General features: G+C 72.0%; 24 protein-coding genes. 13 read left to right on the forward strand and 11 right to left on the reverse strand.

The window, feature by feature from the left end; genetic code table 11:
• The first annotated feature begins 2 nt into the window (after positions 1-2).
• From EUA93_RS07545 to pntB, 3 genes are all read left to right on the forward strand, one after another.
• Positions 3-5,090, forward strand: a complete 5,088-nt coding sequence (locus EUA93_RS07545; protein ID WP_129399560.1) for an alpha-L-rhamnosidase-related protein — start codon at positions 3-5, stop codon at positions 5,088-5,090.
• A gap of 122 nt (positions 5,091-5,212) precedes the next feature.
• Positions 5,213-6,763 carry a Re/Si-specific NAD(P)(+) transhydrogenase subunit alpha gene (locus EUA93_RS07550; RefSeq protein WP_129399561.1) on the forward strand — a complete coding sequence of 517 codons (1,551 nt, stop codon included), beginning with the start codon at positions 5,213-5,215 and terminating at the stop codon, positions 6,761-6,763.
• A gap of 4 nt (positions 6,764-6,767) precedes the next feature.
• Positions 6,768-8,180 (forward strand): Re/Si-specific NAD(P)(+) transhydrogenase subunit beta, encoded by a 1,413-nt coding sequence (gene pntB / locus EUA93_RS07555; RefSeq protein ID WP_129399562.1) that lies wholly within the window; start codon positions 6,768-6,770, stop codon positions 8,178-8,180.
• A gap of 18 nt (positions 8,181-8,198) precedes the next feature.
• Here pntB and EUA93_RS07560 read toward each other — a convergent pair whose 3' ends face one another.
• Genes EUA93_RS07560 through EUA93_RS07570 form a run of 3 tightly spaced genes read right to left on the reverse strand, consistent with a single transcriptional unit; the run spans position 8,199 to position 10,696 of the window.
• Complete coding sequence (locus tag EUA93_RS07560; protein ID WP_207208628.1) at positions 8,199-8,933, reverse strand: VIT1/CCC1 transporter family protein; 735 nt, start codon at positions 8,931-8,933, stop codon at positions 8,199-8,201.
• 48 nt (positions 8,934-8,981) lie between these two features.
• The gene (gene thpR / locus EUA93_RS07565) at positions 8,982-9,548 is read right to left on the reverse strand and encodes an RNA 2',3'-cyclic phosphodiesterase (protein WP_129399563.1); all 567 of its coding nucleotides are present in this window, start codon (positions 9,546-9,548) and stop codon (positions 8,982-8,984) included.
• 2 nt (positions 9,549-9,550) lie between these two features.
• Positions 9,551-10,696 carry an acyl-CoA dehydrogenase family protein gene (locus EUA93_RS07570; protein WP_129399564.1) on the reverse strand — a complete coding sequence of 382 codons (1,146 nt, stop codon included), beginning with the start codon at positions 10,694-10,696 and terminating at the stop codon, positions 9,551-9,553.
• A 116-nt stretch (positions 10,697-10,812) separates the two neighbouring features.
• Here EUA93_RS07570 and EUA93_RS07575 point away from each other — a divergent pair, with 116 nt between their 5' ends.
• The 3 genes from EUA93_RS07575 (at position 10,813) to EUA93_RS07585 (ending at position 15,352) form a co-directional block, all read left to right on the forward strand.
• Positions 10,813-12,600 (forward strand): sensor histidine kinase, encoded by a 1,788-nt coding sequence (locus EUA93_RS07575; protein WP_129399565.1) that lies wholly within the window; start codon positions 10,813-10,815, stop codon positions 12,598-12,600.
• 4 nt (positions 12,601-12,604) lie between these two features.
• Entirely contained in the window at positions 12,605-13,465 is an 861-nt protein-coding gene (locus EUA93_RS07580; protein WP_242497280.1) for a M15 family metallopeptidase, read from the forward strand.
• 135 nt (positions 13,466-13,600) lie between these two features.
• Positions 13,601-15,352 (forward strand): sensor histidine kinase, encoded by a 1,752-nt coding sequence (locus EUA93_RS07585; RefSeq protein WP_129399566.1) that lies wholly within the window; start codon positions 13,601-13,603, stop codon positions 15,350-15,352.
• On the opposite strand, the gene EUA93_RS07590 is transcribed toward EUA93_RS07585, so the two are convergent.
• The 3 genes from EUA93_RS07590 to EUA93_RS07600 form a co-directional block, all read right to left on the reverse strand.
• Entirely contained in the window at positions 15,342-16,076 is a 735-nt protein-coding gene (locus tag EUA93_RS07590; RefSeq protein WP_129399567.1) for a hypothetical protein, read from the reverse strand. The genes EUA93_RS07585 and EUA93_RS07590 overlap by 11 nt on opposite strands.
• A gap of 72 nt (positions 16,077-16,148) precedes the next feature.
• Positions 16,149-16,835: an NAD-dependent deacylase gene (locus tag EUA93_RS07595; protein ID WP_129399568.1), complete on the reverse strand. Its 687-nt coding sequence runs from the start codon at positions 16,833-16,835 to the stop codon at positions 16,149-16,151.
• 16 nt (positions 16,836-16,851) lie between these two features.
• Positions 16,852-17,796, reverse strand: a complete 945-nt coding sequence (locus EUA93_RS07600; protein ID WP_129399569.1) for a 1,4-dihydroxy-2-naphthoyl-CoA synthase — start codon at positions 17,794-17,796, stop codon at positions 16,852-16,854.
• A 61-nt stretch (positions 17,797-17,857) separates the two neighbouring features.
• On the opposite strand from EUA93_RS07600, the gene EUA93_RS07605 reads away from it, so the two are divergent.
• Together EUA93_RS07605 and EUA93_RS07610 are read left to right on the forward strand one after the other, a co-directional pair.
• Positions 17,858-18,298: a nitroreductase family deazaflavin-dependent oxidoreductase gene (locus tag EUA93_RS07605; RefSeq protein ID WP_129399570.1), complete on the forward strand. Its 441-nt coding sequence runs from the start codon at positions 17,858-17,860 to the stop codon at positions 18,296-18,298.
• Positions 18,295-18,954 (forward strand): response regulator, encoded by a 660-nt coding sequence (locus EUA93_RS07610; RefSeq protein WP_129399571.1) that lies wholly within the window; start codon positions 18,295-18,297, stop codon positions 18,952-18,954. The genes EUA93_RS07605 and EUA93_RS07610 overlap by 4 nt, the downstream gene beginning before the upstream one ends.
• Before the next feature lie 14 nt (positions 18,955-18,968).
• Here EUA93_RS07610 and csrA read toward each other — a convergent pair whose 3' ends face one another.
• From csrA to flgN, 5 genes are read right to left on the reverse strand one after another with little or no spacing between them, the layout of a single operon-like run.
• Entirely contained in the window at positions 18,969-19,211 is a 243-nt protein-coding gene (gene csrA, locus EUA93_RS07615; RefSeq protein WP_129399572.1) for a carbon storage regulator CsrA, read from the reverse strand.
• 37 nt (positions 19,212-19,248) lie between these two features.
• The gene (gene fliW, locus EUA93_RS07620) at positions 19,249-19,683 is read right to left on the reverse strand and encodes a flagellar assembly protein FliW (protein WP_129399573.1); all 435 of its coding nucleotides are present in this window, start codon (positions 19,681-19,683) and stop codon (positions 19,249-19,251) included.
• Positions 19,680-20,579, reverse strand: a complete 900-nt coding sequence (gene flgL, locus EUA93_RS07625; RefSeq protein WP_129399574.1) for a flagellar hook-associated protein FlgL — start codon at positions 20,577-20,579, stop codon at positions 19,680-19,682. Before flgL ends, fliW begins: the two co-directional genes overlap by 4 nt.
• Positions 20,579-21,979: a flagellar hook-associated protein FlgK gene (gene flgK / locus EUA93_RS07630; RefSeq protein WP_129399575.1), complete on the reverse strand. Its 1,401-nt coding sequence runs from the start codon at positions 21,977-21,979 to the stop codon at positions 20,579-20,581. Before flgK ends, flgL begins: the two co-directional genes overlap by 1 nt.
• Before the next feature lies 1 nt (position 21,980).
• Positions 21,981-22,490 (reverse strand): flagellar export chaperone FlgN, encoded by a 510-nt coding sequence (gene flgN / locus EUA93_RS07635; protein ID WP_129399576.1) that lies wholly within the window; start codon positions 22,488-22,490, stop codon positions 21,981-21,983.
• 259 nt (positions 22,491-22,749) lie between these two features.
• On the opposite strand from flgN, the gene EUA93_RS07640 reads away from it, so the two are divergent.
• The 5 genes from EUA93_RS07640 (at position 22,750) to EUA93_RS07660 (ending at position 26,721) form a co-directional block, all read left to right on the forward strand.
• Complete coding sequence (locus EUA93_RS07640) at positions 22,750-23,607, forward strand: sigma-70 family RNA polymerase sigma factor (RefSeq protein ID WP_242497281.1); 858 nt, start codon at positions 22,750-22,752, stop codon at positions 23,605-23,607.
• 134 nt (positions 23,608-23,741) lie between these two features.
• Entirely contained in the window at positions 23,742-24,530 is a 789-nt protein-coding gene (locus tag EUA93_RS07645; protein WP_129399577.1) for a flagellin N-terminal helical domain-containing protein, read from the forward strand.
• A 97-nt stretch (positions 24,531-24,627) separates the two neighbouring features.
• Positions 24,628-25,962, forward strand: a complete 1,335-nt coding sequence (gene fliD, locus EUA93_RS07650) for a flagellar filament capping protein FliD (protein WP_129399578.1) — start codon at positions 24,628-24,630, stop codon at positions 25,960-25,962.
• 13 nt (positions 25,963-25,975) lie between these two features.
• The gene (gene fliS / locus EUA93_RS07655) at positions 25,976-26,395 is read left to right on the forward strand and encodes a flagellar export chaperone FliS (RefSeq protein WP_129399579.1); all 420 of its coding nucleotides are present in this window, start codon (positions 25,976-25,978) and stop codon (positions 26,393-26,395) included.
• Positions 26,392-26,721, forward strand: a complete 330-nt coding sequence (locus EUA93_RS07660; RefSeq protein WP_129399580.1) for a hypothetical protein — start codon at positions 26,392-26,394, stop codon at positions 26,719-26,721. Before fliS ends, EUA93_RS07660 begins: the two co-directional genes overlap by 4 nt.
• Positions 26,722-26,762: the final 41 nt, after the last annotated feature.

The raw sequence follows: 26,762 nt of genomic DNA on the forward strand, positions 1-26,762 counted from the left end.
ACATGCCCCGTAGCACCCGACAGCTCCTCTCCGCCTGCCTCGCGCTCCTCGCGCTGCTGGCCTCCGGCCTCGTCGTGCTCGCCGGCACGGCTCCCGCCCAGGCCGCGCCGCCGCGCGTGTGCGGGAAGGCGCTCGACACCGGCACGAACAACGTGGTGCTGCTGGGGCTGCCGGCGACAGGCGGGACGGGAGCGGACTCCTACGAGGGTGGCTACCTCGCGCCGGCGCAGGCCTCGGCGTGGACCTACTACGCCATCGAGGGCGATGCGACCACGTCCAACACCGTGGCGGTGTCCTTCCGGCAGAGCGGCAACAACGGCCCGTCGCTGCAGTTCTCGGCCGGCCAGAACTCCCTCGGCCCGCTGCGGCTCAACAACGGCGGCTGGCAGGCCGACGGCACCATCCCCCTCCCGGCCGGGACCCTCGTGCCCGGTGTGCCGTTCCACTTCCGCATCGCGGTCAGCGGTCAGCAGGTCACGGTCACCATCGACGGCGAGCAGGTCGCGCAGTACTCCCGACCCTGGCTCCCGGCCTCGGGGACCATCGGCGTCCGGCTCTCCGGCGCCGAGACCGGAACGCTCGACAACCTCGTCGTGCGCCACCTGGCGAACGACCGATACCTCTACGCGGACGACTTCGACGGCCGTCAGTCGGGCGGCGCCGGAGCCACCGCGGCCGGCTGGCCCGGGCTGGGCATCGTGGAGGTCTGCACCGTGCCCGACTCCCCGGACGACGCCTACTGGATCTGGAGCGCCGACGCCACGTCGGTCAACAGCTGGACCGCCTTCCGCACCTCCTTCGACGTCGCCGACGTGGCCGCGCTGCCCGCGGCCGTCAACGCCCGGATCGCCGCCGAGACGAAGTACTGGCTCTACCTCAACGACGAGCTCGTCGTCTTCGAGGGCAGCGTGAAGCGCGGCCCCAACAAGTCCGACTCCTACGTCGACAACGTGGACCTGCGGCCCTACCTCCGCTCCGGCGAGAACACCCTCGCGATCCTCGCCGTGTCCTACGGCAAGGGGGGTTACGCCGGGCCCTACTCCGGTCGCGCCGGGCTCTTCCTCGAGTCCCCCGACCTCGACCTGCGCTCCGACGACACGTGGAAGGCGCTCGACCTCGACGCCTACGGCTCGATGGGCGTGCAGCCCAACTACCGCCTCGCCGAGCCGAACGTGCGGTACGACGCCCGCGCGGAGGTCGCCGGCTGGGACGGCTGGACGAGCGCCGGCTTCGACGACTCGTCGTGGCCTGCCGCCGTCACCGCGGGCAACGAGGGCTCCTCGCCCTGGAACCTGCTGGTCGACAACCCGATCCCGCTGCTGAAGTTCGCCGACGTGGTGACCGTGCCGGTCACCGACCCGAAGGTCACGGCGACCACCAGCGGCGGCGTGACGACGTACGAGATGCGGCTGCCGGTCAACCACCAGCTCACCCCGTGGGTGCGGCTCGCCGCCGGCACCCAGGCCGGCCGGACCGTCGGGCTCAAGACCGACCACGCGACCGTGAAGGGCTCGGGCACCGAGCAGGCCGTGCAGGCCGAGTACGTCACGAGGGCCGGCGCCCAGGCCTACGAGTCGCTGGTCTGGATGAACGGCGACAAGCTGATCGTCACCGCGCCGGCGGGTGCGCAGGTCGAGGAGATCGGCTACCGGTTCTCCGGCTACGACACGGAGTTCGACGGCACCTTCACCTCGGACGACCCCTACATGGACAAGCTCTGGACCATGGCGCGCGACACCCTCTACGTGACGATGCGCGACTCCTACATGGACTGCCCCGACCGCGAGCGGTCGCAGTGGTGGGGCGACGCGACCAACGAGCTCGAGGAGGCGTTCTACGCCCTCGACCCGTCGGCCGCCGCGCTCGGTCGCAAGGGCATCAGCAACATCATGGGCTTCCGCAACGGTGACCTCATCCCGACCCAGGCACCCGCCGCGTCGTTCTCCGAGCTGCCGGCCCAGTCGCTGACCGCCTTGATGAGCTTCTGGATGTTCTACGAGTACTCCGGCGACGAGTCGGTGCTCGACGAGACCTACGCGCCGTCGGTGGCCTATCTGCGGACCTACAACATGGCCGCCGACGGCCTGCTCCAGCACGACCACGGCGGCACCTGGCACTGGCACGACTGGGGCTCGGGCGAGGACGGCCGGCTCATCGACACGCTCTGGTACTACATCGCGCTCGACTCGACGCTGAAGTCCGCAGCCGAGACCGGCGTCCCCGCCACCGATGCCGACGTGGTGTGGATGCAGGGCCGCGCCGACTCGATCCGCGCCAACATCGACAAGCTGTGGGTGCCGGGCAAGGGCTACTACGAGTCGACGGGCGACGGACGCGCCGACGACCGCGCCAACGCGCTCGCCGTCTACTCCGGGCTGGCGAAGCCCGGCCAGTACGAGCAGATCCGCAACGTGCTCGTGAACGTGAAGAAGTCCAGCCCCTACATGGACAAGTACGTCCTCGAGGCGCTCTACCTGATGGGCTACGCCGACGACGCGATGGCGCGAATGAAGGACCGCTACGCGCCGATGGTCAACAGCACGGAGCACTCCACGCTGTGGGAGTTCTTCGCCGGACCCGAGCAGGACGCGGCCGGCACGTTCAACCACGCCTGGACCGGCGGCCCGCTCACGATGATGAGCCGCTACGCCGCGGGCATCCAGCAGGTCGAGCCGGGCTTCACCGAGTTCGCCGTGCGGCCCCAGCTCGGGACGATGAAGAAGGTCTCCGCCGACGTGCACAGCGTCAACGGCGAGATCGCCGTCGCGATCGACGCGAGCGACCCGACGACGTACGACCTCGCGGTGACCGTGCCCACCGGCACCGTCGCGCAGGTGCACCTCCCCACCACGGTCCCCGAGGACATCACCCTCGACGGCGGGTCGCTCGACGACGCCGACGGGGTGCTCGAGGTGACCGTCGACGACACCTCCGGCGAGACGGTCGTGCGGGTCTCCGCCGGCGAGCACGCCTTCGCCGCCGCGTCGCCGCCGGCGACCGTCACCCTCGCCAAGGCCGGCACCGTCCGGCCCGGCCAGCGGGTGGACGGCGTCGTAGAGGTCGCCAACACCGGCACCGCCGCGCTCGACACGGTCGACGCCGTGCTCGACGTGCCGGGCCTCACCGACCCGATCGAGCTCACCGCCACCGATGTCGCCGTCGGCGGGACCGCCCAGCTGCACTTCAGCATCGAGGTGCCGGAGGGCGCGCGCAGCGGGTCGACCTACGACGCCGAGGTGCGCGCCACGGTGACCTACGGCGACCAGGAGCGGACCTCGACCACGTCGGTGCCCGGCTTCGCGAAGGTCGCCGCCGACGTGGTGGTCTCCGCGGTGGTCGTCGGCGACCGGGCGGGCGCCTACCCCGCGACGGGCGAGTGGACGGCGACCGCGACGGTGCGCAACAACGGCACCGCGCCGGTGACGGGTCGTGCCGTGGCGCGATCCGTCGACGACGTCCTCGAGGCCGGCGCGCCGTCACGGCTGGTGACGATCCCCGCCGGCGCCAGCGTCGACGTGTCGGTCACGGTGCACGGCGGCGGGCGCCACTGGCTGCCGATCATGCAGTCCGTGACGGTCGACTTCACCGACCGGGGGTCCGTGCTGGCCACGGGCGCCAGCGCGGCCCGCGTGAAGTGGTACGGCCCCCAGGGCCAGGGCTGGACCGCCACGGGTGCCGGCGCGATCCAGGGCGCGACGGACTTCGTCGACCTCGGGGACGGCGGGACCGGCTCGACCGGCAACACCCAGGCCAACGTGAGGCCCGGACCGACCGAGCTCGCGCACGACCTGCAGTGGAGCTACCAGCCCTCGATCCCGGTCGGTGGCACCAACACCGAGGGCGGGCTGACGCGTCGCTTCACCTGGTCGCGCGACGGCAGCTGGTTCAGCATCGACCTGGCCGTCGAGCAGGGTGAGCCGTTCGTGCTGACCATGCGCGAGACCGCGGACACCTCGGCCCCGTCCACGCTCGCGCAGGTGCAGACCCGCCCGAAGGCCTACCAGGTGCTCGTCGACGACGTCCTGGTGCAGCGGGTGAAGTACCTCGTGCCCAACGAGGGCGTGGTCGGCAACACGCTCGCGAGCTACCAGGTCCTCGTCGACGACCCGGCCGCGCTCGACGCCGACGGCGACGGCGAGGTCACCGTGAAGTACCTCTACCGCGGCGGCAACGACGAGTTCTACGACCCGTCGCTGACCGACGTGTGGGTCTCGCCGGCACCGGAGGACCTCCTCGACCAGCGCGCACCGACGGTGTCGGCCGCGCCGGTCGACTCGACCGTCCTCGGACGCAACGGCTGGATCGTCGCGCCGACCGAGGTCGAGGTGACCGCGGTCGACGACACCGACGCCGACCCGTCGATCCAGGTCGCCCTCGACGACGCACCGATGGCGGCCTACGCCGGCCCGGTGGCGGTGGCCACGGACGGCAGCCACGTCGTCCGCTACTCCGCGACCGACGCGGCGGGCAACGCCTCCGAGGTGCAGGAGCTGGCGGTCAAGGTCGACACGACCGCGCCGGTCCCCGGCTTCGGCGACTTCCCGACGGGCGAGGTGACGGAGGGCGAGGTGCCGGCCGAGCCCGCCTGCGGGGCGACCGACGCCACCTCCGGCATCGCCTCCTGCACCATCACGGGGTACTCGACGGCCGTGGGCGCGCACACCCTCACCCAGGTGATCGTCGACAGGGCCGGGAACCGGGCGACCGCGACCCTCGACTACGAGGTCGTCGCGGCCGGCGCCCCCACGCCGACCCCGACTCCGACCCCGACTCCGACGCCGACCCCGACTCCGACGCCGACACCCACCCCGACGCCGACACCCGCCGTCGAGCCGAGCATCACGGTGAAGGCGAAGGTCAGGGCAGGGGCCCGGTTGAAGATCCGGGTCCGCGACCTGGCCGTCAGCAGGGTGACGATCACGCTGGGCGGCAAGAAGCTCGGCACCGTGAAGGTCAGGGGCGGCAAGGTCGTCGTCACCCGGGTGGTGCCGAGGAACCTCTCCGGGCGGACCGTCCTGCGGGTCCTCGACCGCTCGGGCCATGTCCTGGCGAGCACCACCGTCCGGGTGGTGAGGAGACCAGCGGCCTGACCGTTCGTGGTCCACGTCACGTGGGACGGTGCGGACAGGCCCGGTCCGTTCGGTACGTTGTGCCCCGGCCCGCACGCCGCTCCGGTCCCGACCAGGTCGGAGCCCCCACCCAGGAGGCAGCAGTGCGCATCGGCATCCCACGCGAGTCACGACCCGGCGAGACGCTGGTCGCGGCCACGGCGAAGACGGCGGCACAGCTCGCCGCGCTCGGGTACGACGTCGTCGTCGAGACGGGTGCGGGTGCGGCGGCCGACCAGCCCGACCACGCGTTCACCGACGCCGGGGTGCAGGTCGTCACCGCCGACGAGGTGTGGGCCAGCGACGTGGTGGTGAAGGTCAACGCGCCGACCGAGGCCGAGATCGCGCGCCTGCGCAGCGGGGCCACTGTTGTCAGCCTGATGGCGCCGGCCCGCAGCCCGGAGCTCGTCGAGCAGCTCGCGGCCGCCGGCGTCACCGGCCTCGCGATGGACGCCGTGCCGCGCATCTCGCGTGCGCAGTCGATGGACGTGCTGTCGTCGATGGCCAACGTCGCGGGCTACCGCGCGGTGATCGAGGCCGCCCACGAGTTCGGCCGGCTCTTCACCGGTCAGGTCACCGCTGCCGGCAAGGTCCCGCCCGCGCGCGTCTTCGTGGTCGGGGCCGGTGTCGCCGGCCTCGCCGCGATCGGTGCCGCCGGGTCGCTGGGCGCGATCGTCCGCGCGTTCGACGTACGCCCCGAGGTGGCCGAGCAGGTCGAGTCGATGGGCGCGCAGTTCGTCACGGTCGACATGGAGCAGGAGGTCTCCTCCGACGGCTACGCCAAGGAGATGACCGCCGACCAGGAGGCCGCCACTGCTGCGATGTACGACGAGGAGGCCCGCGCCGCCGACATCGTCATCACCACCGCGCTGATCCCGGGCCGCCCCGCGCCGCAGCTGGTGAGCGCCGAGACGGTCGCGGCGATGAAGCCGGGCTCGGTCGTCGTCGACATGGCCGCGGCCAACGGCGGCAACGTCGCGGCGACGGTCAAGGACCAGCGCGTCGTCACCGACAACGGCGTCACGATCCTCGGCTACACCGACCTCGCCGGCCGCCTCGCCGCGCAGACCAGCCAGCTCTACGGCACCAACATCGTCAACCTGCTCAAGCTGCTCACGCCCGGCAAGGACGGCGTGCTGACCCTCGACACCGACGACGTGATCCAGCGGGGCATCGCGGTCACCCTCGCCCGGGGAGACAGCGCCGAGGTGATGTGGCCGCCGCCGCCGGTCCAGGTCTCCGCGGCCCCGGCCGCACCGGTCGCCGCCGGTGGGGGTGCGAAGGCGCCGGTCGTCGCGAAGGCGCCGCCGGACCCGCGCCGGAGGCTGTACGCCGCCGGGCTGGCCGCGGTGCTCTTCCTCGCGCTCGCCTCGACCGCGCCGGCGTACTTCCTGCCGAGCCTCACCGTCTTCGCGCTCGCCGTCGTCATCGGCTTCTACGTGATCGGCAACGTCCACCACGCGCTCCACACCCCGCTCATGAGCGTCACCAACGCGATCAGCGGGATCATCGTGGTCGGCGCGATCCTGCAGGCGCCGATCGACGACCCCGTGGTCCAGGTGATCGCCGGGGTGGCCATCCTGCTCGCCAGCATCAACGTCTTCGGTGGCTTCATGGTCACCCGGCGGATGCTCAACATGTTCCAGAAGGGCTGAACCGGTGGTCGAGCTCGTCCAGGGCGCCTACATCCTCGCGGCGCTCCTCTTCATCCTCGCGCTCGCCGGACTGAGCAAGCACGAGACCGCCCGACGCGGCAACCAGCTCGGCATGGCCGGCATGGGCCTCGCGGTCGTCGCGACCCTGCTGCTGGTGCTCGACCAGGTCTCCGACCTCGGCTCCACCGCCGGCTGGGTCGGCGTTGGGATCATCCTGGTCGCCGGCACGATCGGCGCCGTCATCGGCATCCGTCTCGCCCGCGGCGTCGAGATGACCGGGATGCCCGAGCTCATCGCGATGATGCACAGCTTCGTCGGCCTCGCCGCCGTGCTGGTCGGCTACAACACCTGGCTCGAGACGGTCGACTTCGCGAGCGACGCCGTCCACGACGGCGAGGTCTTCATCGGCGTCTTCATCGGTGCGGTCACCTTCACCGGCTCGATCGTGGCCAACCTCAAGCTCAGCGCGAAGATGAAGTCCGCACCGGTGACGCTGCCCGGCCGACACCTCCTCAACCTCGCGATCCTCGTGGCCTCGGCCGTGCTGCTGGTCTGGTTCGCGAACACCGACGGCTGGATCGGCCTCGCCCCGCTCGGGATCATGACCGTCCTCGCGCTCGTGCTCGGCTTCCACCTCGTCGCCGCGATCGGGGGCGGCGACATGCCCGTCGTCGTCTCGATGCTCAACAGCTACTCCGGCTGGGCCGCGGCCGCTGCCGGCTTCATGCTCGGCAACGACCTGCTGATCATCACCGGAGCGCTCGTCGGCTCGTCGGGTGCGATCCTCAGCTACATCATGTGCCGGGCGATGAACCGCTCGTTCGTCAGCGTGATCGCCGGGGGCTTCGGCTCCGACGGCGGCTCCGCCGGCGAGGGGGACCGCGACTACGGCGAGCACCGCGAGATCCAGTCCGACGACGTGGCCGCTCTGCTGGCCGACGCCTCGTCCGTGGTGATCACCCCCGGCTACGGCATGGCCGTCGCGCAGGCGCAGTACCCCGTCGCCGAGCTGACGCGGCGGCTGCGCGAGAAGGGCGTCGACGTACGGTTCGGCATCCACCCGGTCGCCGGGCGCCTGCCCGGTCACATGAACGTGCTGCTCGCCGAGGCCAAGGTGCCCTACGACATCGTGCTCGAGATGGACGAGATCAACGACGACCTCGCCGACACCGACGTCGTGCTCGTCATCGGCGCCAACGACACGGTCAACCCCGCCGCCCTCGAGGAGCCCGGCTCGCCCATCGCCGGCATGCCGGTGCTCGAGGTGTGGAAGGCGCGCGACGTGGTCGTCTTCAAGCGCTCGATGGCCACGGGCTACGCCGGCGTGCAGAACCCGCTGTTCTTCAAGGAGAACTCGCAGATGCTCTTCGGCGACGCCAAGGACAAGGTCAACGAGATCGTGGCCGCCCTCTCCTGAGTCGGCCGCGAGGGACCCTCAGCCGAGGTGGACCCCGGCGAGCATGCCGATCAGGTACGTCACGCCCATCGCGAGCAGGCCACCCGCCACGTTGCGCACGACGGCGGGCAGGCGCGGGCTGTAGCCGAGCCTCGCGCTGACCGCGCCGGCGCCGGCGAGCGCGAGCGCGACCACGACGACGGTCGTCACGATGCGGGCGGCGTCGGGGACGAGGGCCACGACCAGCAGCGGCAGCAGGGCGCCGACCGTGAAGGCGACCATCGAGGCGAGGGCTGCGTGCCACGGGTTCGCGAGGGAGTCGGGGTCGATGCCGAACTCGATGTCGGCGTGCGCCTCGAGCGCGTCGTGGGCGGTGAGCTCCTCGGCGACCTTCTCGGCGGTCTCGGGGGACAGCCCCTTCTCGCGGTACATCCGGGCGAGCTCCTCCTGCTCGGTCCGGGGCATCTGCTCGAGCTCCTTGCGCTCCATCGCCAGGATGGATCGCTCGGAGTCGCGCTGGGTGCTGACCGAGACGTACTCACCGGCACCCATGCTCAGCGCACCCGCGGTCAGCGCGGCGATGCCGGCGATGAGGATCGTGCCGGAGTCGTCGGTCGCGCCCGCGACGCCCATCACGACGCCAGCGGTGGACACGATCCCGTCGTTGGCGCCGAGCACGCCCGCCCGCAGCCAGTTCAGCCGGCCGCTGACGTCGTCGTCGACGTCCTCGTGCCAGTGCTGCGGCTCCTCGTCGGTCCCGATCTCAAGGCTCACGCCCTCGATCCAACTCCGGCGACGAGCGGCTCGCAACGAAGGGGAGCCTCAGCCGAGGGAGTAGGTCCCCATGACCTCGTGGCGGGGGCGCCGGCGTGGGCCCTCGCCGAGGTGGGAGGCGACCAGGGCGACCTCGTCGACGACCCACGCCGGGCCGTCGTACGCATCGAGCAGGCGCACCCACGACGTGACGTTGTCCGGGCGGCCGAGCCGACCCAGCGTCAGGTGCGGGCGGAACCGCTGGCCGTCGACGCGGGCTCCGGAGGCCGACACCGCCTGGCGGCACCCGGTCGAGAGCGCGTCCAGGGTGGCCGCGGCCTCGTCCGTGGCGTCGAGCCGGGCGAAGAGCACGCGCGCGCGGTCCGGGTCGGGGAAGGCGCCGCCGCCGGCGACCCGCACCCCGAACGCCGTACGACGACCCGCGACCGCCGTGAGCCGGTCGTCGAGGTCGTCGAGGCTGCGGTCGGCGACGTCCTCGGCGAAGGCGAGCGTGACGTGCCACTGCGCGGGATCGGACCAGCGGAAGGCCGCCGCCTCCCGGCGCACGGACAGGAACTCCTCGAGGTGCTCGACGACCTCCGGCGGCGGGACGACCGCGACGAACATGCGACTCATCCCTAGAGCCCCAGGTCGCGCCCGATCAGCATCTTCATGATCTCGTTGGACCCGGCCCAGATCTTCGTGACGCGGGCGTCGCGCCAGGCGCGGGCCACGCGGTACTCGTTCATGAAGCCGTAGCCACCGTGGACCTGGACGCAGTGGTCCAGGACGTCGTTCTGCACCTGCGAGGTCCACCACTTCGCCTTGGCGGCGTCGACGGGGGTGAGCTCCTTCTTGGTGTGCGCGAGCACGCACTGGTCGACGAAGGCCTCGGTCACGTCGATGCGGGTCACCAGGTCGGCGAGCAGGAACTGGGTGTTCTGGAAGGATCCGATCGGCTGCCCGAAGGCCTGGCGGTCCTTGGCGTACTGCACCGTCTCGAGCAGGATCTGCTTGGCGTGGGCCAGGTTGGTGATGGCCGAGCCGAGGCGCTCCTGCGGCAGGAACTGCATCATCGAGATGAAGCCGGTGTCGAGCGGGCCGACGAGGTCGTCGTTGCTGACGCGGACGTCGTCGAAGGCGAGCTCGGCCGTGTCGGACTCGTCCTGGCCGACCTTGTCGAGCACGCGGCCGACGCTGAAGCCGTCGAGGGTGGTGTCGACGGCGAAGAGCGAGATGCCCTTGGCCTTCTTCTCCGGGCTGGTGCGCGCCGCGACGAGCACGAGGTCGGCGGAGCCGCCGTTGGTGATGAAGGTCTTGGAGCCGTTGATGATCCAGTCGTCGCCGTCGCGCACGGCGGTCGTCCGCAGGTTGGCCAGGTCGGAGCCGCCGCCGGGCTCGGTCATGCCGATGGCGGTGACCAGCTCGCCGCTCGCGGCCCTCGGCAGCCAGCGCGCCCTCTGCTCGTCGTCGGTGAGGTGCACGAGGTAGGGCACGGTGATGTCGGCGTGGATGCCGACGCAGCTCGGCAGGGACATGTTGACCTTCGCGAGCTCCTCGGTGAGCACCGCGTTGAAGCGGTAGTCGCCGGCCTCCGAGCCGCCGAACTCCTCGGGGATCTCCAGGCCGAGGAAGCCCTGCTTGCCCGCGGCGAGCCAGAACTCACGGTCGAGCCCGTGGTGCTCGGCGTACGTCTCGAGGTGCGGCACGACCTCGCGGTCCAGGAACTGCTTGACCGAGGACCGGAAGGCCTCGTGGTCCTCGTCGTAGATCTCGCGCTTCATGGCCCCGATGTTACTAGCCAGTCACCTCTTCGGGTCATTCTCACCGAAGTCACCCACGCGGGTGGGTCCGGGCACGTAGCCTCGCACGGTCGGCTCGTTTCCGGGGGTGGGATCGCATGGCCGCTGACAGGGGGACGTGGACGCGTCCAAGAGGAGAGGCGTGGGGCAACGATGCCCAACGCGCGGTCCTGCACGCCATCGCGGAGGACGCCGCGCGCCGCTCGGGCTACAAGGTGGTCGCGATCGAGGCGCTCCGCTCCGACGGCAACCTGGAGTTCGTCGCCATCGCCGGCGACGCCGACGCGCGCGACGAGCTGCTGGGCAAGGCCTCACCGCTCGACCTCGACCGCATCGTCTCCTTCAGCACCGACCTGGACGGCTGGAAGTTCATCCCCGGCGAGGCGATGGACGACGACACCCGCGAGTGGCTCGCCGGCTACGGCCACATCCCCGACCTGCCCCCCTCCGACCTCCCGGACGCCTGGACCGGCGAGGACCGGCTCGTGCAGCTGCTCACCAACGAGGACGGCGAGCTGCGCGGCACCCTCTACCTCGACGAGCCGCGCACCGGTCGCCGGCCCACGCAGCGCACGATGGCCGCGGTCAACGCCGAGATCGCCGTGCTGTGCGAGGCGGTGGTGAGCATCGTCGAGCGCGAGCTCTACGGCGAGCAGGTGCGGATGGTGTCGCAGGCGCGCGCGGCGCGCCAGGCCGTCCGTCCGGGGCTGGAGATCGGCGAGTTCCTCGGCGAGCTGTCGGGCGCGATGGTGGCGGCGATGCAGGTCCACACCGTCGACGTGCTGCTGGCGGGTGCGCCTGCTCCCGCCCTCGAGCCCTACCGGGCGTTCTTCGAGGAGCACATGCGGAGGGTGTGGCTGCGCCACGGGCACCTGGTGGTCGAGCCGACGCAGACGTGGGGCGTCACCGAGCGGTCCGTCGCCACGCCCGAGGTGCTGGCCGAGGCGATGGAGCGTCGCGGCGTCGGGTCGTGGCTGCTCGTCCCGATCGGCATGGGCGAGGAGTACCTCGGCTCGATGGGCCTGGGCCGCGCGCCCGACGAGGCACGCTGGATCGACTCCGAGATCAACGCGGCGAAGGCCGTCGCGAGCGACGTGGCGACCGTCGTCCTCGAGGCCAGGCTGATGCAGCGCGAGCGCGAGCTCAACGCCGAGATCCGCGACATCAGCGACTATCGGCGCGACATGGTCCTCACCCTCGCGCACGAGTTGCGCAACCCGGTCAGCGTGCTCTTCTCCCACCTCGAGATGCTCGCGATGGACGTGCCCGAGGCGTCCGACGGGCCGATCGGGGAGTCGATGGACGCGATGGACCGCGCCTCGCGCCGGATCGCCAGCATGATCGAGGACCTGATGGCGCTCGCCACCGTGAGCGACACCGACCGGTCCGCCGACATCGCGACGGTCGACCTGTCCGCCCTGGTGCGTGACACGTGCGAGTTCCTCGCGCCCACCGCGAGCAGCGGCGGCGTCCACCTCCGCACAGAGGTCGCCGACGGGCTGGTCGTCGTGGGTGAGGCGGACGGCCTCCAGCGGATGGTCGCCAACCTGGTCTCCAACGCCTGCAAGTACACCGCCGCAGGCGGTGACGTCCGGGTCCGCCTCGAGCCGGCGACGCGTGGGTCGGACGGTCCTGCCGGAGTGCGTCTCGTCTGCGCCGACTCCGGCATCGGCATCGCCGAGTCGGCCCTCGAGCACGTCTTCACCCCCTTCTTCCGCGCGCCCGACCCGGAGGCGCGCAAGCGTCCGGGCACCGGCCTGGGCCTGGCCATCATGGAGCGGGTCGTGAAGGGCCACGACGGCACGATCGAGGTCGCCTCCGTCCTCGGCGAGGGCACGACCTTCACGGTCTGGCTCCCGGTCGGCCCGCCCATCGACGTACCGTGACGAGGTGTCCGTCCACGCGCTCGTAGCCGCCGTGCTGCAGGTCGTGCTGACCGCGACCGGCGTTCCGGTGCCGTACGCCGACCACGCACCGGCAGCGCCCGCCCGGGTCGAGCCGACCACCGACGGCACGCAGCCGCAGGCGGCCGCCGGCTGGGGCAGCGTCGCGCCACGCTGGCTCGGCACGAGGCCGTTGCCCGACGACCCGGCCACCGGCAACGGCGAGGTCCGGCCGACCCCGTCGGTGATGCGCAACCGCCGCTGGACCCTGCCCGACGACGTGCGGATGCTCCCGGGCTCGGGCTTCGCGAGCAAGGTCGTCTCGCCGGCCCCGCGACGCGTGGTCGCGCGCTCGACGTGGCAACCGGGTTGCCCGGTCGCAGCCACCGACCTGGCGTGGGTGCGGGTGACGTTCTGGGGGTTCGACGCGCAGCGCCACACCGGCGAGCTGCTGGTCGGCAGCGCGGTCGCCGACGACCTCGTGCAGGTCTTCCGCACGCTCTACCGGGTGCGCTTCCCCCAGGAGCGGCTGGCCATCGCGCGCACCTACGACCCCGACGCGCCCTCGACCGGTGACGGCAACGAGACCAGTGCCTTCGTGTGCCGGCCCTCGACCGGCGCCACCTACTTCTCCCAGCACGCCTCCGGCCTCGCCATCGACCTCAACTCGTTCCAGAACCCCTACGAGAAGGGCGATGTGGTGCTGCCCGAGCTGGCGTCGTCCTACCTGCGCCGGGACCGCGTGCGGGCCGGGATGATCACCCCGGACGGCCCCGTGGTGCGCGTCTTCGCCCGGATCGGGTGGGAGTGGGGCGGGGCCTGGCGCTACTCCAAGGACTACATGCACTTCAGCCAGAACGGGCTGTAGCGGGGTCGCCGGGTGGCGACCAGTGGTTGAAACTGACGGCAAAACCCTCCCGTCCACGCTCGGCGTGCCCGTACGATCCCCGATGAGGCTCGACCGGGAGACGGCCTCAGGTGGATCTGGTGGGCGGGGACAGGGATGCGGGACTCGAGCTGGGGCGGTGCGCGGGCGCGTGCACTGCTGCACGAGATCACCGCGGACGCCGCCGCCCGCGCGGGCTTCAAGGTCGCCGCGCTCGAGGTCGTCCGGCCGCAGGGCCTGCTCGAGTTCGTCGCCATCACGGGGGAGCCGGAGGGCTCGGCCCAGCTCCTCGGGACCGGGTCGCGGGTCGAGGACATGATCGCCGCGATCGCCGACGGCGTGACCTTCGGCGAGTGGACCTTCGTGGCCGAGGAGGCCTACTCGCCCGGCGTCGAGGAGGCGCTGCGCGACGCGTCGTGGGTGCCCGACATCCCCCGCACCGACGACGACGCCGACTGGCACCCCCTCGACATGCTGGTCGCCGAGGTGCGCGACGAGGGCGGCACGCTGCGCGCCCTGCTCTACCTCGACGAGCCCTTCGGGCTGCGGCGCCTGTCGCAGGTGCGGTTCGAGGCCCTCACCGACACGCTGTCGCTGTCCCTCGGCTCGATCATCGCGGTGATCGAGCGCGAGGAGTTCGCCCACCTCGCGCGCAGCATCCGCGCGACCCGGCGGATGGTGCAGTCGAGCCCGGCCCGCCACGACGTCGGCCACCTGCTGAGCGAGGCGCGCACGGCGCTGGTCGACGCGCTCTCGGTCGACGAGCTCGAGATCGACGTCTTCGTCGACGACCGCATCGAGGCCACCCGGGGGTTCGGCCTCGCCCTCGACCCGGACGTGCGCCGGGCCCTGCACGCCGCGGCCACACGCACGTGGTCCGACCGGGACGGGGTCGTGATCATCGAACCGGGCCGGATCTGGGGGGACGACGAGCTCGAGGCGGCCCACGGCGACTGGTTCACGGCCCAGCTCGAGACGGCGGGCCTCGAGACGCTGGTCGTCGCCCCGGTGGGGGTCGAGGACCAGGTGCTGGGCATGGTCGTGTGCGCGCGTCGGACCGGTTCGCGACGCTGGACCGACGGCGAGTCGCTCGCCGCCCTCGAGCTCGGCCACGACCTGGGCCGGGCGCTGGCGAACGCGTACGCCACCCAGCGCGAGCGGCGCCTGCTGCAGGAGCTGCGCGAGCTCGAGGAGTCGCGCTACCGCTTCCTGCGCGAGCTCACCCACGAGATCAACAACCCGATGACGGTGATCGCCGCCAACGCCGAGTTCCTCGCGACCAACGACCTCGCCGACGAGCGCGACCTCAAGCGGGCGCAGGCCATCCTTCGCGGCACCGAGCGCCTCGGCGACCTGCTCGACGGGCTCGGCATGCTGTCGCGGGTGAGCGACCCGCAGAACGCGCCCGCCCTCGAGAAGGTCGACCTCCTCGGCGTCGTGGAGGACACGATCGGCTCGATGTCCGCCGTCGCCGAGCGCGCCGGCATCGCCCTCCACCTCGTCGGCGAGACCACCCCCACCGTGGTGGTGGCCGACGCCCGCGAGGTCGCGAGCGCCGTCGCCAACCTCGTCGACAACGCCGTGAAGTACTCCGACTCCGGTGACGAGATCTGGCTCGGGATCGAGCACCGCGACGACGGCGGGGTGACCTTCACCTGCCGCGACGAGGGCATCGGGATCTCCGCCGCCGACCAGGTCGACCTCTTCGACCCGCTGTTCCGCTGCACCAACCAGGAGGCGCTGATGCGCCCCGGCACGGGCCTCGGCCTCGGCATCGTGCGCCAGATCATGCAGCGCCACGGGGGCCACGTCGAGGTCGACTCGGTCCTCGGTCGCGGCACGACCGTGCGCCTGCACTTCAGGGCCTGAGGACGTCCTTGCCCCGCGGGGCCTCCACGTGGACGTCCCGGTTGAACTCGGAGAGGTTGAGGAAGCCGCCGTCACGCGGGGTGCGGTCCTCGACCCGGATCACGTAGTGGGGTGCCTCGCTCAGGACCCACGACGTCTCGGTCGGCGTGGTCGTGACCTCGACGACCCGGTCGCCGTCCTGGGTGGTCTCCTCGCCGACGGTGACGTCGTCGAAGGAGATCGCCTCGTCCTTGCCCTTGCCCTTGCCCTTGCCGCTCCCACCCTGCTCGGAGCCGGAGAGGCTGAAGGACTCCAGGTAGCGGTCGAGGTCGCACAGGCCGAGGATCGCCTCGTCGTCCGCCGGGATCCACGTCGTGCTGAGCTGCGCAGTGGCCGCGGCGGACAGCGGCGTCGAGGCGATCCGGCTGAAGGCGGTCGCGTCGCCCTTGACCCAGGCGCGCCCGCCCACGCGTCGTACGGCGAAGTGCCCCTTGTCGAAGCGCATGCTCCCGGTGCACGTGCGGTCGCCCAGGCTCAGGTCGAGGACGATCGGGTTGCCGTTGACCCGGAGCTGGCCGGTCAGGCGCATGCTCGTCACGTCGGCCATCGCCTCGCTGGCAGCGGTGGCGATCTCCAGCCCGCTCTGCCGGGAGAAGCCGGTCGCGCGGAGGTCGTCGACGACGCCGCAGCCGCTCACGGCTCCGGCGAGCACGACGGCGGCAACGACGTGCCAGCTCCTGCGCATACAGCTCCTCATGGTCCCGACCAGTGATCCCACCACGCGCGCGGGTGGTCGGCAGGGGTTTCGCGGAACTCCCTACCGAAGTCGGAGCAGGACCTCGTCGACCCACGCGGGCACCAGGTCGCCGGCCGGGCCCTGACGTGACTCGGCGAAGTCCGTGGCGCCGGCGCTCGGCTCGAGGTTGAGCTCGACGGTCGCGCCCCGTGCCCAGTGCACGAACGCCGCCGCCGGGTAGACCACCCCGGAGGTGCCGATCGAGACGAACAGGTCGCACTCCGAGAGGGCGTCCTCGACGAGGTCCATGCCGTAGGGGATCTCACCGAACCACACGATGTCGGGCCGCAGCGCGCGTGCCCCGCAGGCCGGGCACGGCGGCCCGTCCGCCAGCGGCCCGTCCCACGGGTGCCGTACGCCGCACGCGGTGCACCACGCCGATCGGAGCCGGCCGTGGAGGTGGTGGACCCGTCGTGAGCCGGCCCGCTCGTGGAGGTCGTCGACGTTCTGCGTGACGACCAGCAGGTCGTCACCGAGTGCCTCCTCCAGCCGGGCGAGGGCGACGTGCGCCGCGTTCGGCTCGACCGTGTCGAGCGCGGCCCGCCTCGCGTCGTAGAACCTCTGCACCAGCCCCGGGTCGTCGGCGTACGCCTCCGGGGTCGCGACCTGCATCGGGTCGTGGCCCTCCCACAGCCCGCCCGAGTCACGGAACGTCGACAGCCCGCTCTCCGCCGAGATCCCGGCTCCGGTCAGCACGACGACCTTCATGGGTGCGCCCGTCGGCTCAGTAGTACCAGGGGTACGGCGACCAGTCGGGCTCGCGCTTCTCGAGGAACTGGTCGCGGCCCTCCTGCGCCTCGTCGGTCATGTAGGCCAGGCGGGTGGTCTCGCCGGCGAACAGCTGCTGGCCCACGAGGCCGTCGTCGAGGAGGTTGAAGGAGTACTTCAGCATCCGCTGGGCGGTGGGGGACTTGCCGTTGATCCTGCGGCCCCAGTCGAGCGCGACCTTCTCGAGGTCGGCGTGGTCGACGACGCGGTTGACCGCACCCATCCGGTGCATCTCCTCGGCGTCGTACTCGTCGGCGAGGAAGAAGATCTCGCGGGCGAACTTCTGCCCGACCTGGCGCGCGAGGTAGGCCGAGCCGTAGCCGCCGTCGAAGGAGCCGACGTCGGCGTCGGTCTGCTTGAAGCGCGCGTGCTCGCGGCTGGCGAGGGTGAGGTCGGCGACCACGTGGAGGCTGTGGCCGCCGCCGGCCGCCCAGCCGGGCACGACGCAGATGACGACCTTGGGCATGAAGCGGATGACCCGCTGGCACTCGAGGATGTGCAGGCGGGCGAGCCTGGCCTTGTCGATCGGGCTCGGCTCCTCGGCGCCGGTGTCGCCGGCACCCGCGGCCACGTCCTCGTACTGGTAGCCGGCCCTGCCGCGGATCCGCTGGTCGCCCCCGGAGCAGAAGGACCACTTGCCGTTCTTGGGGCTCGGGCCGTTGCCGGTGAGGATCACGCAGCCGACGTCGGCCGACATCCGGGCGTGCTCGAGGGTGCTCAGGAGCTCGTCGACGGTGTGCGGGCGGAAGGCGTTGAGCACGTCGGGACGGTCGAAGGCGATCCGGACCGTCCCGTGCTCGCGGGCGCGGTGGTAGGTCAGGTCGGTGAGGTCCTCGAAACCGGGCACGACGTCCCAGGCCTCGGGGTCGAAGATCTCGCTGACGCCCTCGATCGCAGTCATGCCGGGAGGCTATCGGGGCCGTCACTGGAAGTTCGCCGCCGCCCGTGGTGTTGTTGAGGGCATGGCACTGACTGGAACGTACGCCCCGAGCGCGGCCGAGTGGGTCCGCAACCAAGTGGCCGACTACGAGGCCTCCGACGGTGAGAAGGCCGGCACCCTGCCCGGCACGAGCTACCCGATCGTCGTGATCACCTCCGTCGGCGCGAAGTCCGGCGACCTCCGCAAGAACCCGGTGATGCGGGTCGAGCGCGACGGCTCCTACCTCGCGGTCGCTTCCAAGGGCGGCGCGCCGGAGGACCCGGCGTGGGCCGACAACTTCCGCCAGCACCCCGAGGTCGACCTCCAGGACAAGGCGGAGAAGCACACCTACCGTGTCCGCGAGCTGAGCGGCGAGGAGCGCGCGGACTGGTGGGAGCACGCCGTCGCCACCTGGTCGACGTATGCCGAGTACCAGACGAAGACCGACCGCGAGATCCCGCTCTTCCTGCTGGAGCGCGCTTGACGACCGGCCGGTCGCCGATCAGGGTCTACCTGCTCGACGACCACGCCGTCGTACGTCGAGGGCTGCGCGCGGTGCTCGAGCTCGAGGACGACCTCGAGGTGGTCGGCGAGTCCGGGACGGTCGCCGAGGCGGTGCCGGACATCCTGCGTCTCGCCCCGGACGTGGCGGTGCTCGACGGGCGGTTGCCGGACGGCAACGGCATCGAGGTCTGCCGCCAGGTGCGCTCGGCCAACCCGGCGGTGCGCGCGCTCATCCTCACCAGCTACGACGACGACGAGGCGCTGTTCAACGCGATCCTCGCCGGGTCGGGGGGCTACGTCCTCAAGCAGGTCGACGAGAGCGCGCTGGTCAACGGGATCCGCGCGGTCCACCAAGGCCAGTCGCTCATCGACCCCGCCGTCGCGGTGCGGGTGATCGAGCGCATGCGCGCCGAGAGCCGGACCCCGGAGGGCCTGTCGGCGCTCACCGAGGTGGAGTCGGACATCCTCGACCTCATCACCGAGGGCCTCACCAACAAGCAGATCGGCGACCGGCTGCACCTCGCCGAGAAGACGGTCAAGAACCACGTCACCTCGCTGCTCGCCAAGCTCGGCGTGCAGCGTCGTACGCAGGCGGCGGTGCTGGCCTCCCAGCTCGGCCGCAGCCGCAAGGCCTGACCTGGCCCGACCGCTCAGGCGTCGGTCGAGCGGTCCCGGATCGCGTTCGCCAGCGAGTCGACGGCGTCGTCGGCGGGCGAGGCCGCCTCCTGGTTGGACTGCGCCAGCTGGGCGAGCAGCTCCTCGCGGTGGACCGCGACCGACCGGGGGGCGTCGATCCCGATCCGGACGACGTCACCACGCACCTCGAGGACGGTGACCGTGATGTCGTCGCCGATGACGATGCTCTCACCCGCACGACGGCTCACGACCAGCATGGGCCAACGCTACCGGAGTCGGGTCGGGCTGCCGCACTCACGCGGTCAGGGGCGTGGCGACCGAGAGCGCGGGGTCGTCGAGCACGACCTGCACGGCCCGTCGGGTCACGATGTCGAGCACGACGGGTGCGAGCAGGTTGGCGGTCGTGGTCGCGAGCGACTCGCCTGCGGTGAGCACGCACAGGACGACCAGGTCGCCCGCCGACGTCGACCCGAGCTCGGCGAGGACGCCCTCGTCCACCTCGGGGGCGTAGTCGGGGAAGAAGGTCGCCGGCGGCACCACGAGGAAGCGCAGGTCCTGCTGCTCCAGCGAGGTCAGGCTGCAGAGCACCCCGGCGTCGTCGAGCTGCACGAGCGCGAAGCGCGCGAGGTCGGGGAACCCGGGCATCGGCTGCACCAGCTCGATCACGGGGATCTCGGGGGCACCCGTCGAGGTGCCCAGCGGGGTCGTCGTCTCCATCGTGGCGATCATCTCAGAAAGTCCATCAGGCTCGGTTGAAGCACGCGTGAGGTCGCGGCGAGGGCGGCCTGGTAGGCCACCTCCTGCATCTGCAGCGCGACGGTGGTCCGGGGGAGGTCGGCGTTCTCGATCTCCGAGAGCGCGTTGGTGAGGGAGAGCTCGGCATCGCTCGCCCGGGTGCCGGCCTGCTCGACGCGGTTGGTGCGCGCGCCGACGTCCGCCCGCGCCACCGTGATGCGCTTGCCGTCGACCTCGAGCGCGTCGAGCCCGGTGCGCACCGCGGTCAGGTCGCCGGCCCGCAGCGCCGCCGAGAGCGCCCCGAGGTGGTCGAACACGCTGTCGCCGTCGGGGCCGAACGCCACCGGTCCTGCCACGGACACGTCGACCAGCACGCCGTCCGCGACGGCGCGGTTGACCGGGTTGGCGTCACCGGCGAAGGTCACCGTGCCGCCGCTCTCGGTGAAGGCCGCGGAGCCGGTGGTCGAGCCCCCGAAGACCGGCCGGTCGAGGTAGCGCACGTTGGCGCTGGTGACGAGCGACTTGCGGACCTGGTCGATCTCGGTGGCGAGGGCCTCGCGGGCCTCGGGCCCGGCGGCGCCGCTGATCGCCTGCTGGCCGAGCTCGCGCGCCCGGCGCACCAGGTCGCCGGCACTGCCGAGGGAGGAGTCGAGGGCGTCGAGCCAGCCGACGCCGTCCTGCGCGTTGCGGACGTACTGCTGCTGGGCGCCGATCGAGGAGCGCAGCCGCATCGCCGACGACGCGTCGGCCGGGTTGTCGGAGGCGCGGTTGAGCACCCGTCCGGTGGACAGCTGCTCCTGGATCTCGCCCAGGCGCGACAGGCTGCCCTGGAGCCGGGTGAGCGAGCGGTCGGTCAGCATCGTCTGCGTGACCCTGCCGATGGCGGCCATCAGCGCACCAGTCCCGTCCGGTTGATGAGGGTGTCGAGCACCGAGTCGAGGGTCGTCATCACGCGGGCGGCGGCCTCGTAGGCGCGCTGGGCCTGCATCATCGTCACGGTCTCCTCGTCGATGCTGACTCCCGAGAGCTGGTCGCGGGAGCCGTCGACCTGGTCGGTGAGGTTCTGCTGGGTGGCGGCGAGGCGTCGGATGGACGCGACGTCGTTGCCGAGGGTGGTCACGAACTGCTGGTAGCCGCGCTCGGGGGAGGCGAGCGCGCTCGCCAGGGCGGTGGCGTTGCTGCCGTCGCGGTTGGCCCCGCCGCCGATGCCGGACGCCGCCACCTCGGCCGGGTCGTCGACCAGCAGGACGAGCGGCCCGCCCGGCGCGCTCGGGTCGACGGCGAAGAACGCCTGCCCGGGCGCGCCCGAGGCGTCGTACCCGGACTGGTGGACGGCGTTGACCGCGTCGGCCAGCTGCTGGGCGACGTCCTGGAGCCCGGCGCGCAGCGCGGGGAGGGTGGTGCTGATCAGCACGGCGCTCCCGCCGATCTCGCCGGCGAGACCGCTGACCCCGGTCGCCGTCCCGCCCGGAGGGGTCACGGCGAGGGCGAGGGGCAGGCCGTCGGCGGTGCCGTCGGCATGGATGCCGGCCGTGACCGACAGTGCGCCGGCCGTGCCGCCGGCCACGAGCGCGACGCCGCCCACGGTGACGTCGAGCCCGCCGTGGCCGTTCTCCACGGCCGTGCCGCCGGTCAGCTCGGCGAGCCGCAGGGCCATCGTGTCGCGCTGGTCGAGCAGGCTGGACGCGTCGTTGCCGGAGAGCCGCGCGGCCGTGATCGCCTGGTTGGTCGAGGCCAGGTCGCCGGCGAGGGTGTTCGCCTCGCCGATGCCGCTGAGCAGGGAGATCCGCTGGTCGGACTCCTCCGTCTCGACGTTGTGCCGCTGGGCGGCGACGGCGGTGACGAGCCCCTGCGACGTCGACAGCACCTGGGCCCGTACGGCGCCGGAGTCGGGGTTGTTGCCGAGGTCGTGCCACGCGGACCGGACGGCGGCGAGGGCCTTCGAGATGCCGGCGCCGGCCGGTTCGCCGAGCGAGGCCTCGACACGGGCGAGCGCGGTGGCCCGCGTGTCGAGGGAGGCCTGGGCGCCGTGCTCGCGCCGGGTGCGGGAGTCGAGGAGCGGGTCGACCAGCCGGTCGACCGACCCGACCCGGACGCCGTCGCCGTGGCCGTCGTACCGGCTCCACATCGCCGGCTGCGCGGGCGCGCCGACGGACACCCCGACGACACGGCGACGGGCGTAGCCCTCGGTGGTGACGTTGGCGATGTTGCCGCTCGCGACCTCCATCACCGCCTGGTGGTAGCGCAGGGCGCTCGCCGCGGTGTTGACGGAGCCGAAGCTGCCGGCCACGTCAGAGGCTCCGGTCCACGAGGCTCGCGCGCAGGGGCTCGGCCGTGGCGCTGCCGTCGGCGGAGTAGCCGTCCACGGAGTCACCGAGGGCGAGCAGGGTCTCGCGCGCCGAGCGGTAGCCGGCGGAGATGAGGTGCCGGTTGGAGTCGGCGAGCGTGGTGATGTCGCCGGTGAGGGACACGAAGGCGTCGCGGTGGTCGGTCAGGATCGTGCGCCAGGGCTCGCCGCACGTCTCGGCCAGTGCGGCGAGGCTGGGGTTGGAGCGCATGCCGGCGGCGGCAGCTGCCTCGTCGGCGGCGACCGCGCGCAGCACCTCGGTCTCGCGCACGGTGGCGAGGAGGGCGTCGATGTCGCGGGTCGCGTGTGCCAGCCAGCGGGTGCGGCCGCTCGCCAGGACCAGCTGCTCGACCTCGAGCCGGTAGTGGAGCTCCTCGAGGAGCTCGCGCTCACGCCACAGCACGAGGGAGAGCTTCTCCACGGCTGCGGTGCGGATGTCGTCGGTGACCTGCATGGTGTGCTCATCGACCACGGCGACCGCGACCTGAGGGAAACGGGTGGACCCACGCTCGTGGTGGCCGGGGCGGGCCGTGTCCGATGGTCCGGACGGGTGCCCCGGGCCATGGCCCGTTCGGGCCATCCGGTCCCGGGACCACGGTCCCCAAAACGTGTTCCGCGTGGATCAGTTCCGTTCCTTTGGTAACAAACGGTCCACAAACGCGGACAAGATCCCACTCGTGCTCAACAACACGGCCCCCTCTTTCCCCGTTTCTGTGGTTTCCGCGTCGATCTCCGGCGTCGACGGTCCACAGGGCGTCGACGAGCTCGTCACCTCCCACATCCCCCTCGTCGGGCACCTCGTCCGCGAGGTGCTGGCCCGGGTGCCCGGTCACGTGGACCGCGACGACCTGACCTCCGCGGGGCTGACGGCTCTCGTCCGGGCGGCGCAGGCCTTCGACCCCGCGCGAGGCGTGCCGTTCCCCGGCTACGCCTCGACCCGGATCCGGGGAGCGCTCGTCGACGAGCTGCGGGGGATCGACTGGGCCTCGCGCGCGGTCCGCCGTACTGCTCGCGGGCTCGACGAGACGCGCAGCCGGCTGACGCACAGCCTCGGCCGGACCCCGACCGACGCCGAGCTCGCCTCGGCCCAGGGGATCCCGGTCGAGCAGGTGCTCGCCAACCGGGAGGACCTCGCGCGCGCCCAGGTGATGTCGCTCGAGGCCGACGAGTCGCGTGGGTCGTACGCCACCGCCCTCCCGTCGTCGACCCCGACGCCCGAGCAGGCGGTCGAGCACGCCGAGCTCCTCACCTACCTCTCCGAGGCGATCGTCGAGCTGCCCGAGCGCCTGCGCCGCGTCGTCGAGGGCTACTTCCTCGCCGAGCAGCCGATGGCCGACCTGGCCGCCGAGATGGGGGTGACCGAGTCGCGCATCTCCCAGCTGCGCGCCGAGGCGATGGTGCTGCTGCGCGACGCCCTGAACTCCCAGCTCGACCCCGAGAAGGTGCAGGTGCACGGCAAGCCGGGCGGTGTCGCCGTACGTCGTCGCGAGGCCTACTTCGCCGCGGTCGCCGAGCGCCACGCGGCGGCTGCCGCGCGCCCCTTCGCCCCCAGCATCGCGACCAGCGCCTGAGGCGCCCCACCACGTCCGCAGAAAAAGTTCGGCAGAAACCTCAGGTGGGCCACCGGCCCGCCGAAGTAGGACCTCGACGGAGTCCACGGACGGACTCCAGCAGGTGATCCCAGAAACCACGGAAGGAATCCATCATGGGTCTTCGCATCAACCAGAACATCGACGCCGTCAACAGCTACCGGAACCTCTCGGTCACGCAGGGACAGATGTCGAAGTCGCTCGAGAAGCTGTCCTCCGGCTTCCGCATCAACCGCGCTGCCGACGACGCAGCCGGCCTGGCCATCTCCGAGGGCCTGCGCCAGCAGGTCGGCGGCCTCAAGGTCGGCGTCCGCAACGCCCAGGACGGCATCTCCGTCGTCCAGACCGCTGAAGGTGCCCTCACCGAGGTCCACTCCATGCTCCAGCGCATGAACGACCTCTCGGTGCAGTACGCCAACGGCACGCAGAACACCGACTCGCAGGCGGCCCTCTCGGCCGAGTTCGACCAGCTGCAGGAGGAGATCACCCGCATCACCGACAACGCCAAGTTCAACGGCGTGTCGCTGTTCGGTGGGACGGACATGAAGTTCCAGGTCGGTGGCGACGCCGCCGACGCGATCACGGTCACCGGTGCCGACGCCCTCGCGGCCGTCGACACCTCCGCCGCCGTCATCACCGACAGCGACTCCGTGAAGACCGCCATCACGGCGATCTCGACCCAGCGCGCCTCGCTCGGTGCCTTCCAGAACCGCTTCGAGCACACCATCAACAGCGTGAACGTCGCGATCGAGAACCTGTCGGCGTCGGAGTCGCGGATCCGCGACACCGACATGGCCTCGGAGATGATGAGCTTCACCCGCTCGCAGATCCTCTCGCAGGCCGGCACCGCGATGCTCGCGCAGGCCAACCAGTCCTCGCAGGGCGTCCTGTCCCTCCTCCGCTGATCGCGGCTGAGGGAGCGAACAGCACCCGGACGCCGGGCGGGTCGCGCACGCGACCGGCCCGGCGCCCGGGGACGACGATCCAGGAGGGACGACGGCGATGAGCGGATCGGCCAGCATCAGCGGGCTCAGCAGCGGCCTAGACACGGCCTCGATCATCGAGCAGCTCATGCAGCTCGAGGCGGTGCCCCAGACCAGGCTGAAGTCGCGCCTGACCACGGAGAAGTCGGTCCTCACGACGCTCCAGGCCCTCAACACCAAGGTCGCCGCGCTCGCCACCTCCGCAGCGGACCTCCTCAAGCCCGCCGCCTGGAACGCCGTCACGGCCACCAGCTCCGAGACGAAGGTGGCGGTCAGCGCGGCCAGCACCGCCGGACCCGGGTCGTTCTCCGTGCGGGTCGACCGGACCGCGCTCAGCCACCGGCTCGAGATGGCCTCCGCCGTCGGCGCGAGCACCGCCGGCACGGTGCCCGCCACCGTGAGGCTCGATCGCCTCGACGGCACTCCTGCGGTCGACCTGGCCACGGACGGGACCCTCAACGGCCTCGCCCGGGCGATCAACGACCCGGCCAACGCCACGGGCCTGCGCGCCACGGCGGTCAAGGTCGGCCCCGACCAGTACCGCCTGGTCGTGGAGTCCGCGGCCACCGGCGCCGCCGGCGACTTCACCCTCACCGACGCAGCCGACGGCTCGGACCTCCTCGGCGGCGCGACCGTCCGGGCCGGGCGCGACGCCCAGGTCACCATCGGTGACTCGATCGTCGCCACCTCGTCGTCGAACACCTTCGCCGACCTCGTCCCCGGCGTGACCGTGACCCTCGCGGGCGGCACCGCCAGCGGGACCACCTCGCAGGTGGTCCTGGCGCGCGACCCGGCAGCCACGACGGCCGCGGTGAAGGCGCTCGTCACGGCGGTGAACTCGATCCTCTCTGACATCGACACCCAGAGCAGGACCGGGAGCGGCACCCGCGGCCCCCTGGCCGGGGACACCGGCATCCGCAGCGTGCGCGACCAGCTGCTCAACAGCGTCTTCCCCGGCGACGGCACCTCGCTGTCCGACCTGGGCATCCAGACCGACCGCTCCGGCCGGCTGGTGCTGGACGAGGCGACGCTGCGCAAGGCGTACGACACCGACCCGACCGCCCTGCAGGCCCGGCTGACCGCTCCCGGGACCGGCTTCGTCGACCGGGTCCGCGCCGCCGCGGCCACCGCCAGTGACCGGGTCAACGGCACCCTCACGACCGCCATCACCGGTCGCACGGCCACCATCGACCGCCTCGACGACGGCGTCGAGGCGTGGGACCTCCGGCTCGAGCTGCGACGGAACGCGCTCACCCGGCAGTACACCGCCCTCGAGACGGCGCTCAACCAGATGAGCAGCCAGTCCTCGTGGCTGGCAGGCCAACTCTCCTCACTCACGACCTCGGGAAGCTAAGGACGGCACCCTCATGGCCTACTCCACCCACTACTCCTCGCCGTACTCCTCCACGGCCGCGCCGCAGCACGCCTACCTCCAGGCAGCGGTGGAGACCGCCAGTCCGGCCCGCCTCCTGGTCATGCTCTACGACCGGCTCGTGCTCGACTGCCGTCGCGCGGTCGCGGCGCAGCAGGAGGGCGACCACCAGGCCGCCCACCAGCACCTGCTCCACGCCCAGGACATCGTCGCCGAGCTCCAGTCGTCGCTGCGTCCGGACGGGTGGGACGGGGCGGAGTCGCTGAACGGCCTCTACTCCCACGTCATGGTGAAGCTGGTGGAGGCCAACGTTCGTCGGGACGTGACGATCACCGAGCACTGCCTCGAGGTGGTCGACGGCCTCGCCGACGCCTGGCGCCAGGCCGCCGCCGCGACCGCGGTGCAGTCGGCATGATCGAGGTCGACGACGCCAGTCCCACCGCGACGTGGGAGGCGGTCCTCGACTCCCTCGAGCGCTCCCTCCAGGAGGCGGCTGCCGTGGTGCGCCGCCCCGGTGGGGACCCTGCGGACGAGCCGACCGGCTGGTTCCCGCCCGAGGTCGACGGCCCGCTGCCGCGGCACCTCGTCCCGCGCGTGAGCCACCTGCTCCGCGAGTTCGAGCAGGTGCAGCTCGAGATCAGCCAGGCCATGGGCGCCCGCCGCGCCGAGCTCTCCACGCTGTCCCGCACGGCCGGCGGCGTCGGCCGGCCCATCGCGGCGTACGTCGACATCTCGGCGTAGCCGGCCGGGTGGTCACCCGGGCGGTCCTCGGGTGGTCCTCG

Source organism: Nocardioides oleivorans, from assembly GCF_004137255.1.
GTDB lineage: Bacteria > Actinomycetota > Actinomycetes > Propionibacteriales > Nocardioidaceae > Nocardioides > Nocardioides oleivorans.

Bases quoted from the DNA above. Each gene is read 5' to 3' on its own strand.
- EUA93_RS07605 (WP_129399570.1), top strand. From the start codon at position 17,858: ATGGCACTGACTGGAACGTACGCCCCGAGCGCGGCCGAGTGGGTCCGC.
- csrA (WP_129399572.1), bottom strand. From the start codon at position 19,211: ATGCTGGTCGTGAGCCGTCGTGCGGGTGAGAGCATCGTCATCGGCGAC.
- EUA93_RS07645 (WP_129399577.1), top strand. From the start codon at position 23,742: ATGGGTCTTCGCATCAACCAGAACATCGACGCCGTCAACAGCTACCGG.
- EUA93_RS07590 (WP_129399567.1), bottom strand. From the start codon at position 16,076: ATGCGCAGGAGCTGGCACGTCGTTGCCGCCGTCGTGCTCGCCGGAGCC.
- EUA93_RS07570 (WP_129399564.1), bottom strand. From the start codon at position 10,696: ATGAAGCGCGAGATCTACGACGAGGACCACGAGGCCTTCCGGTCCTCG.
- EUA93_RS07660 (WP_129399580.1), top strand. From the start codon at position 26,392: ATGATCGAGGTCGACGACGCCAGTCCCACCGCGACGTGGGAGGCGGTC.
- EUA93_RS07585 (WP_129399566.1), top strand. From the start codon at position 13,601: ATGCGGGACTCGAGCTGGGGCGGTGCGCGGGCGCGTGCACTGCTGCAC.
- fliW (WP_129399573.1), bottom strand. From the start codon at position 19,683: ATGATCGCCACGATGGAGACGACGACCCCGCTGGGCACCTCGACGGGT.
- thpR (WP_129399563.1), bottom strand. From the start codon at position 9,548: ATGAGTCGCATGTTCGTCGCGGTCGTCCCGCCGCCGGAGGTCGTCGAG.
- EUA93_RS07595 (WP_129399568.1), bottom strand. From the start codon at position 16,835: ATGAAGGTCGTCGTGCTGACCGGAGCCGGGATCTCGGCGGAGAGCGGG.
- flgL (WP_129399574.1), bottom strand. From the start codon at position 20,579: ATGGCCGCCATCGGCAGGGTCACGCAGACGATGCTGACCGACCGCTCG.
- fliS (WP_129399579.1), top strand. From the start codon at position 25,976: ATGGCCTACTCCACCCACTACTCCTCGCCGTACTCCTCCACGGCCGCG.
- EUA93_RS07575 (WP_129399565.1), top strand. From the start codon at position 10,813: ATGGCCGCTGACAGGGGGACGTGGACGCGTCCAAGAGGAGAGGCGTGG.
- fliD (WP_129399578.1), top strand. From the start codon at position 24,628: ATGAGCGGATCGGCCAGCATCAGCGGGCTCAGCAGCGGCCTAGACACG.
- flgN (WP_129399576.1), bottom strand. From the start codon at position 22,490: ATGCAGGTCACCGACGACATCCGCACCGCAGCCGTGGAGAAGCTCTCC.
- EUA93_RS07545 (WP_129399560.1), top strand. From the start codon at position 3: ATGCCCCGTAGCACCCGACAGCTCCTCTCCGCCTGCCTCGCGCTCCTC.
- EUA93_RS07600 (WP_129399569.1), bottom strand. From the start codon at position 17,796: ATGACTGCGATCGAGGGCGTCAGCGAGATCTTCGACCCCGAGGCCTGG.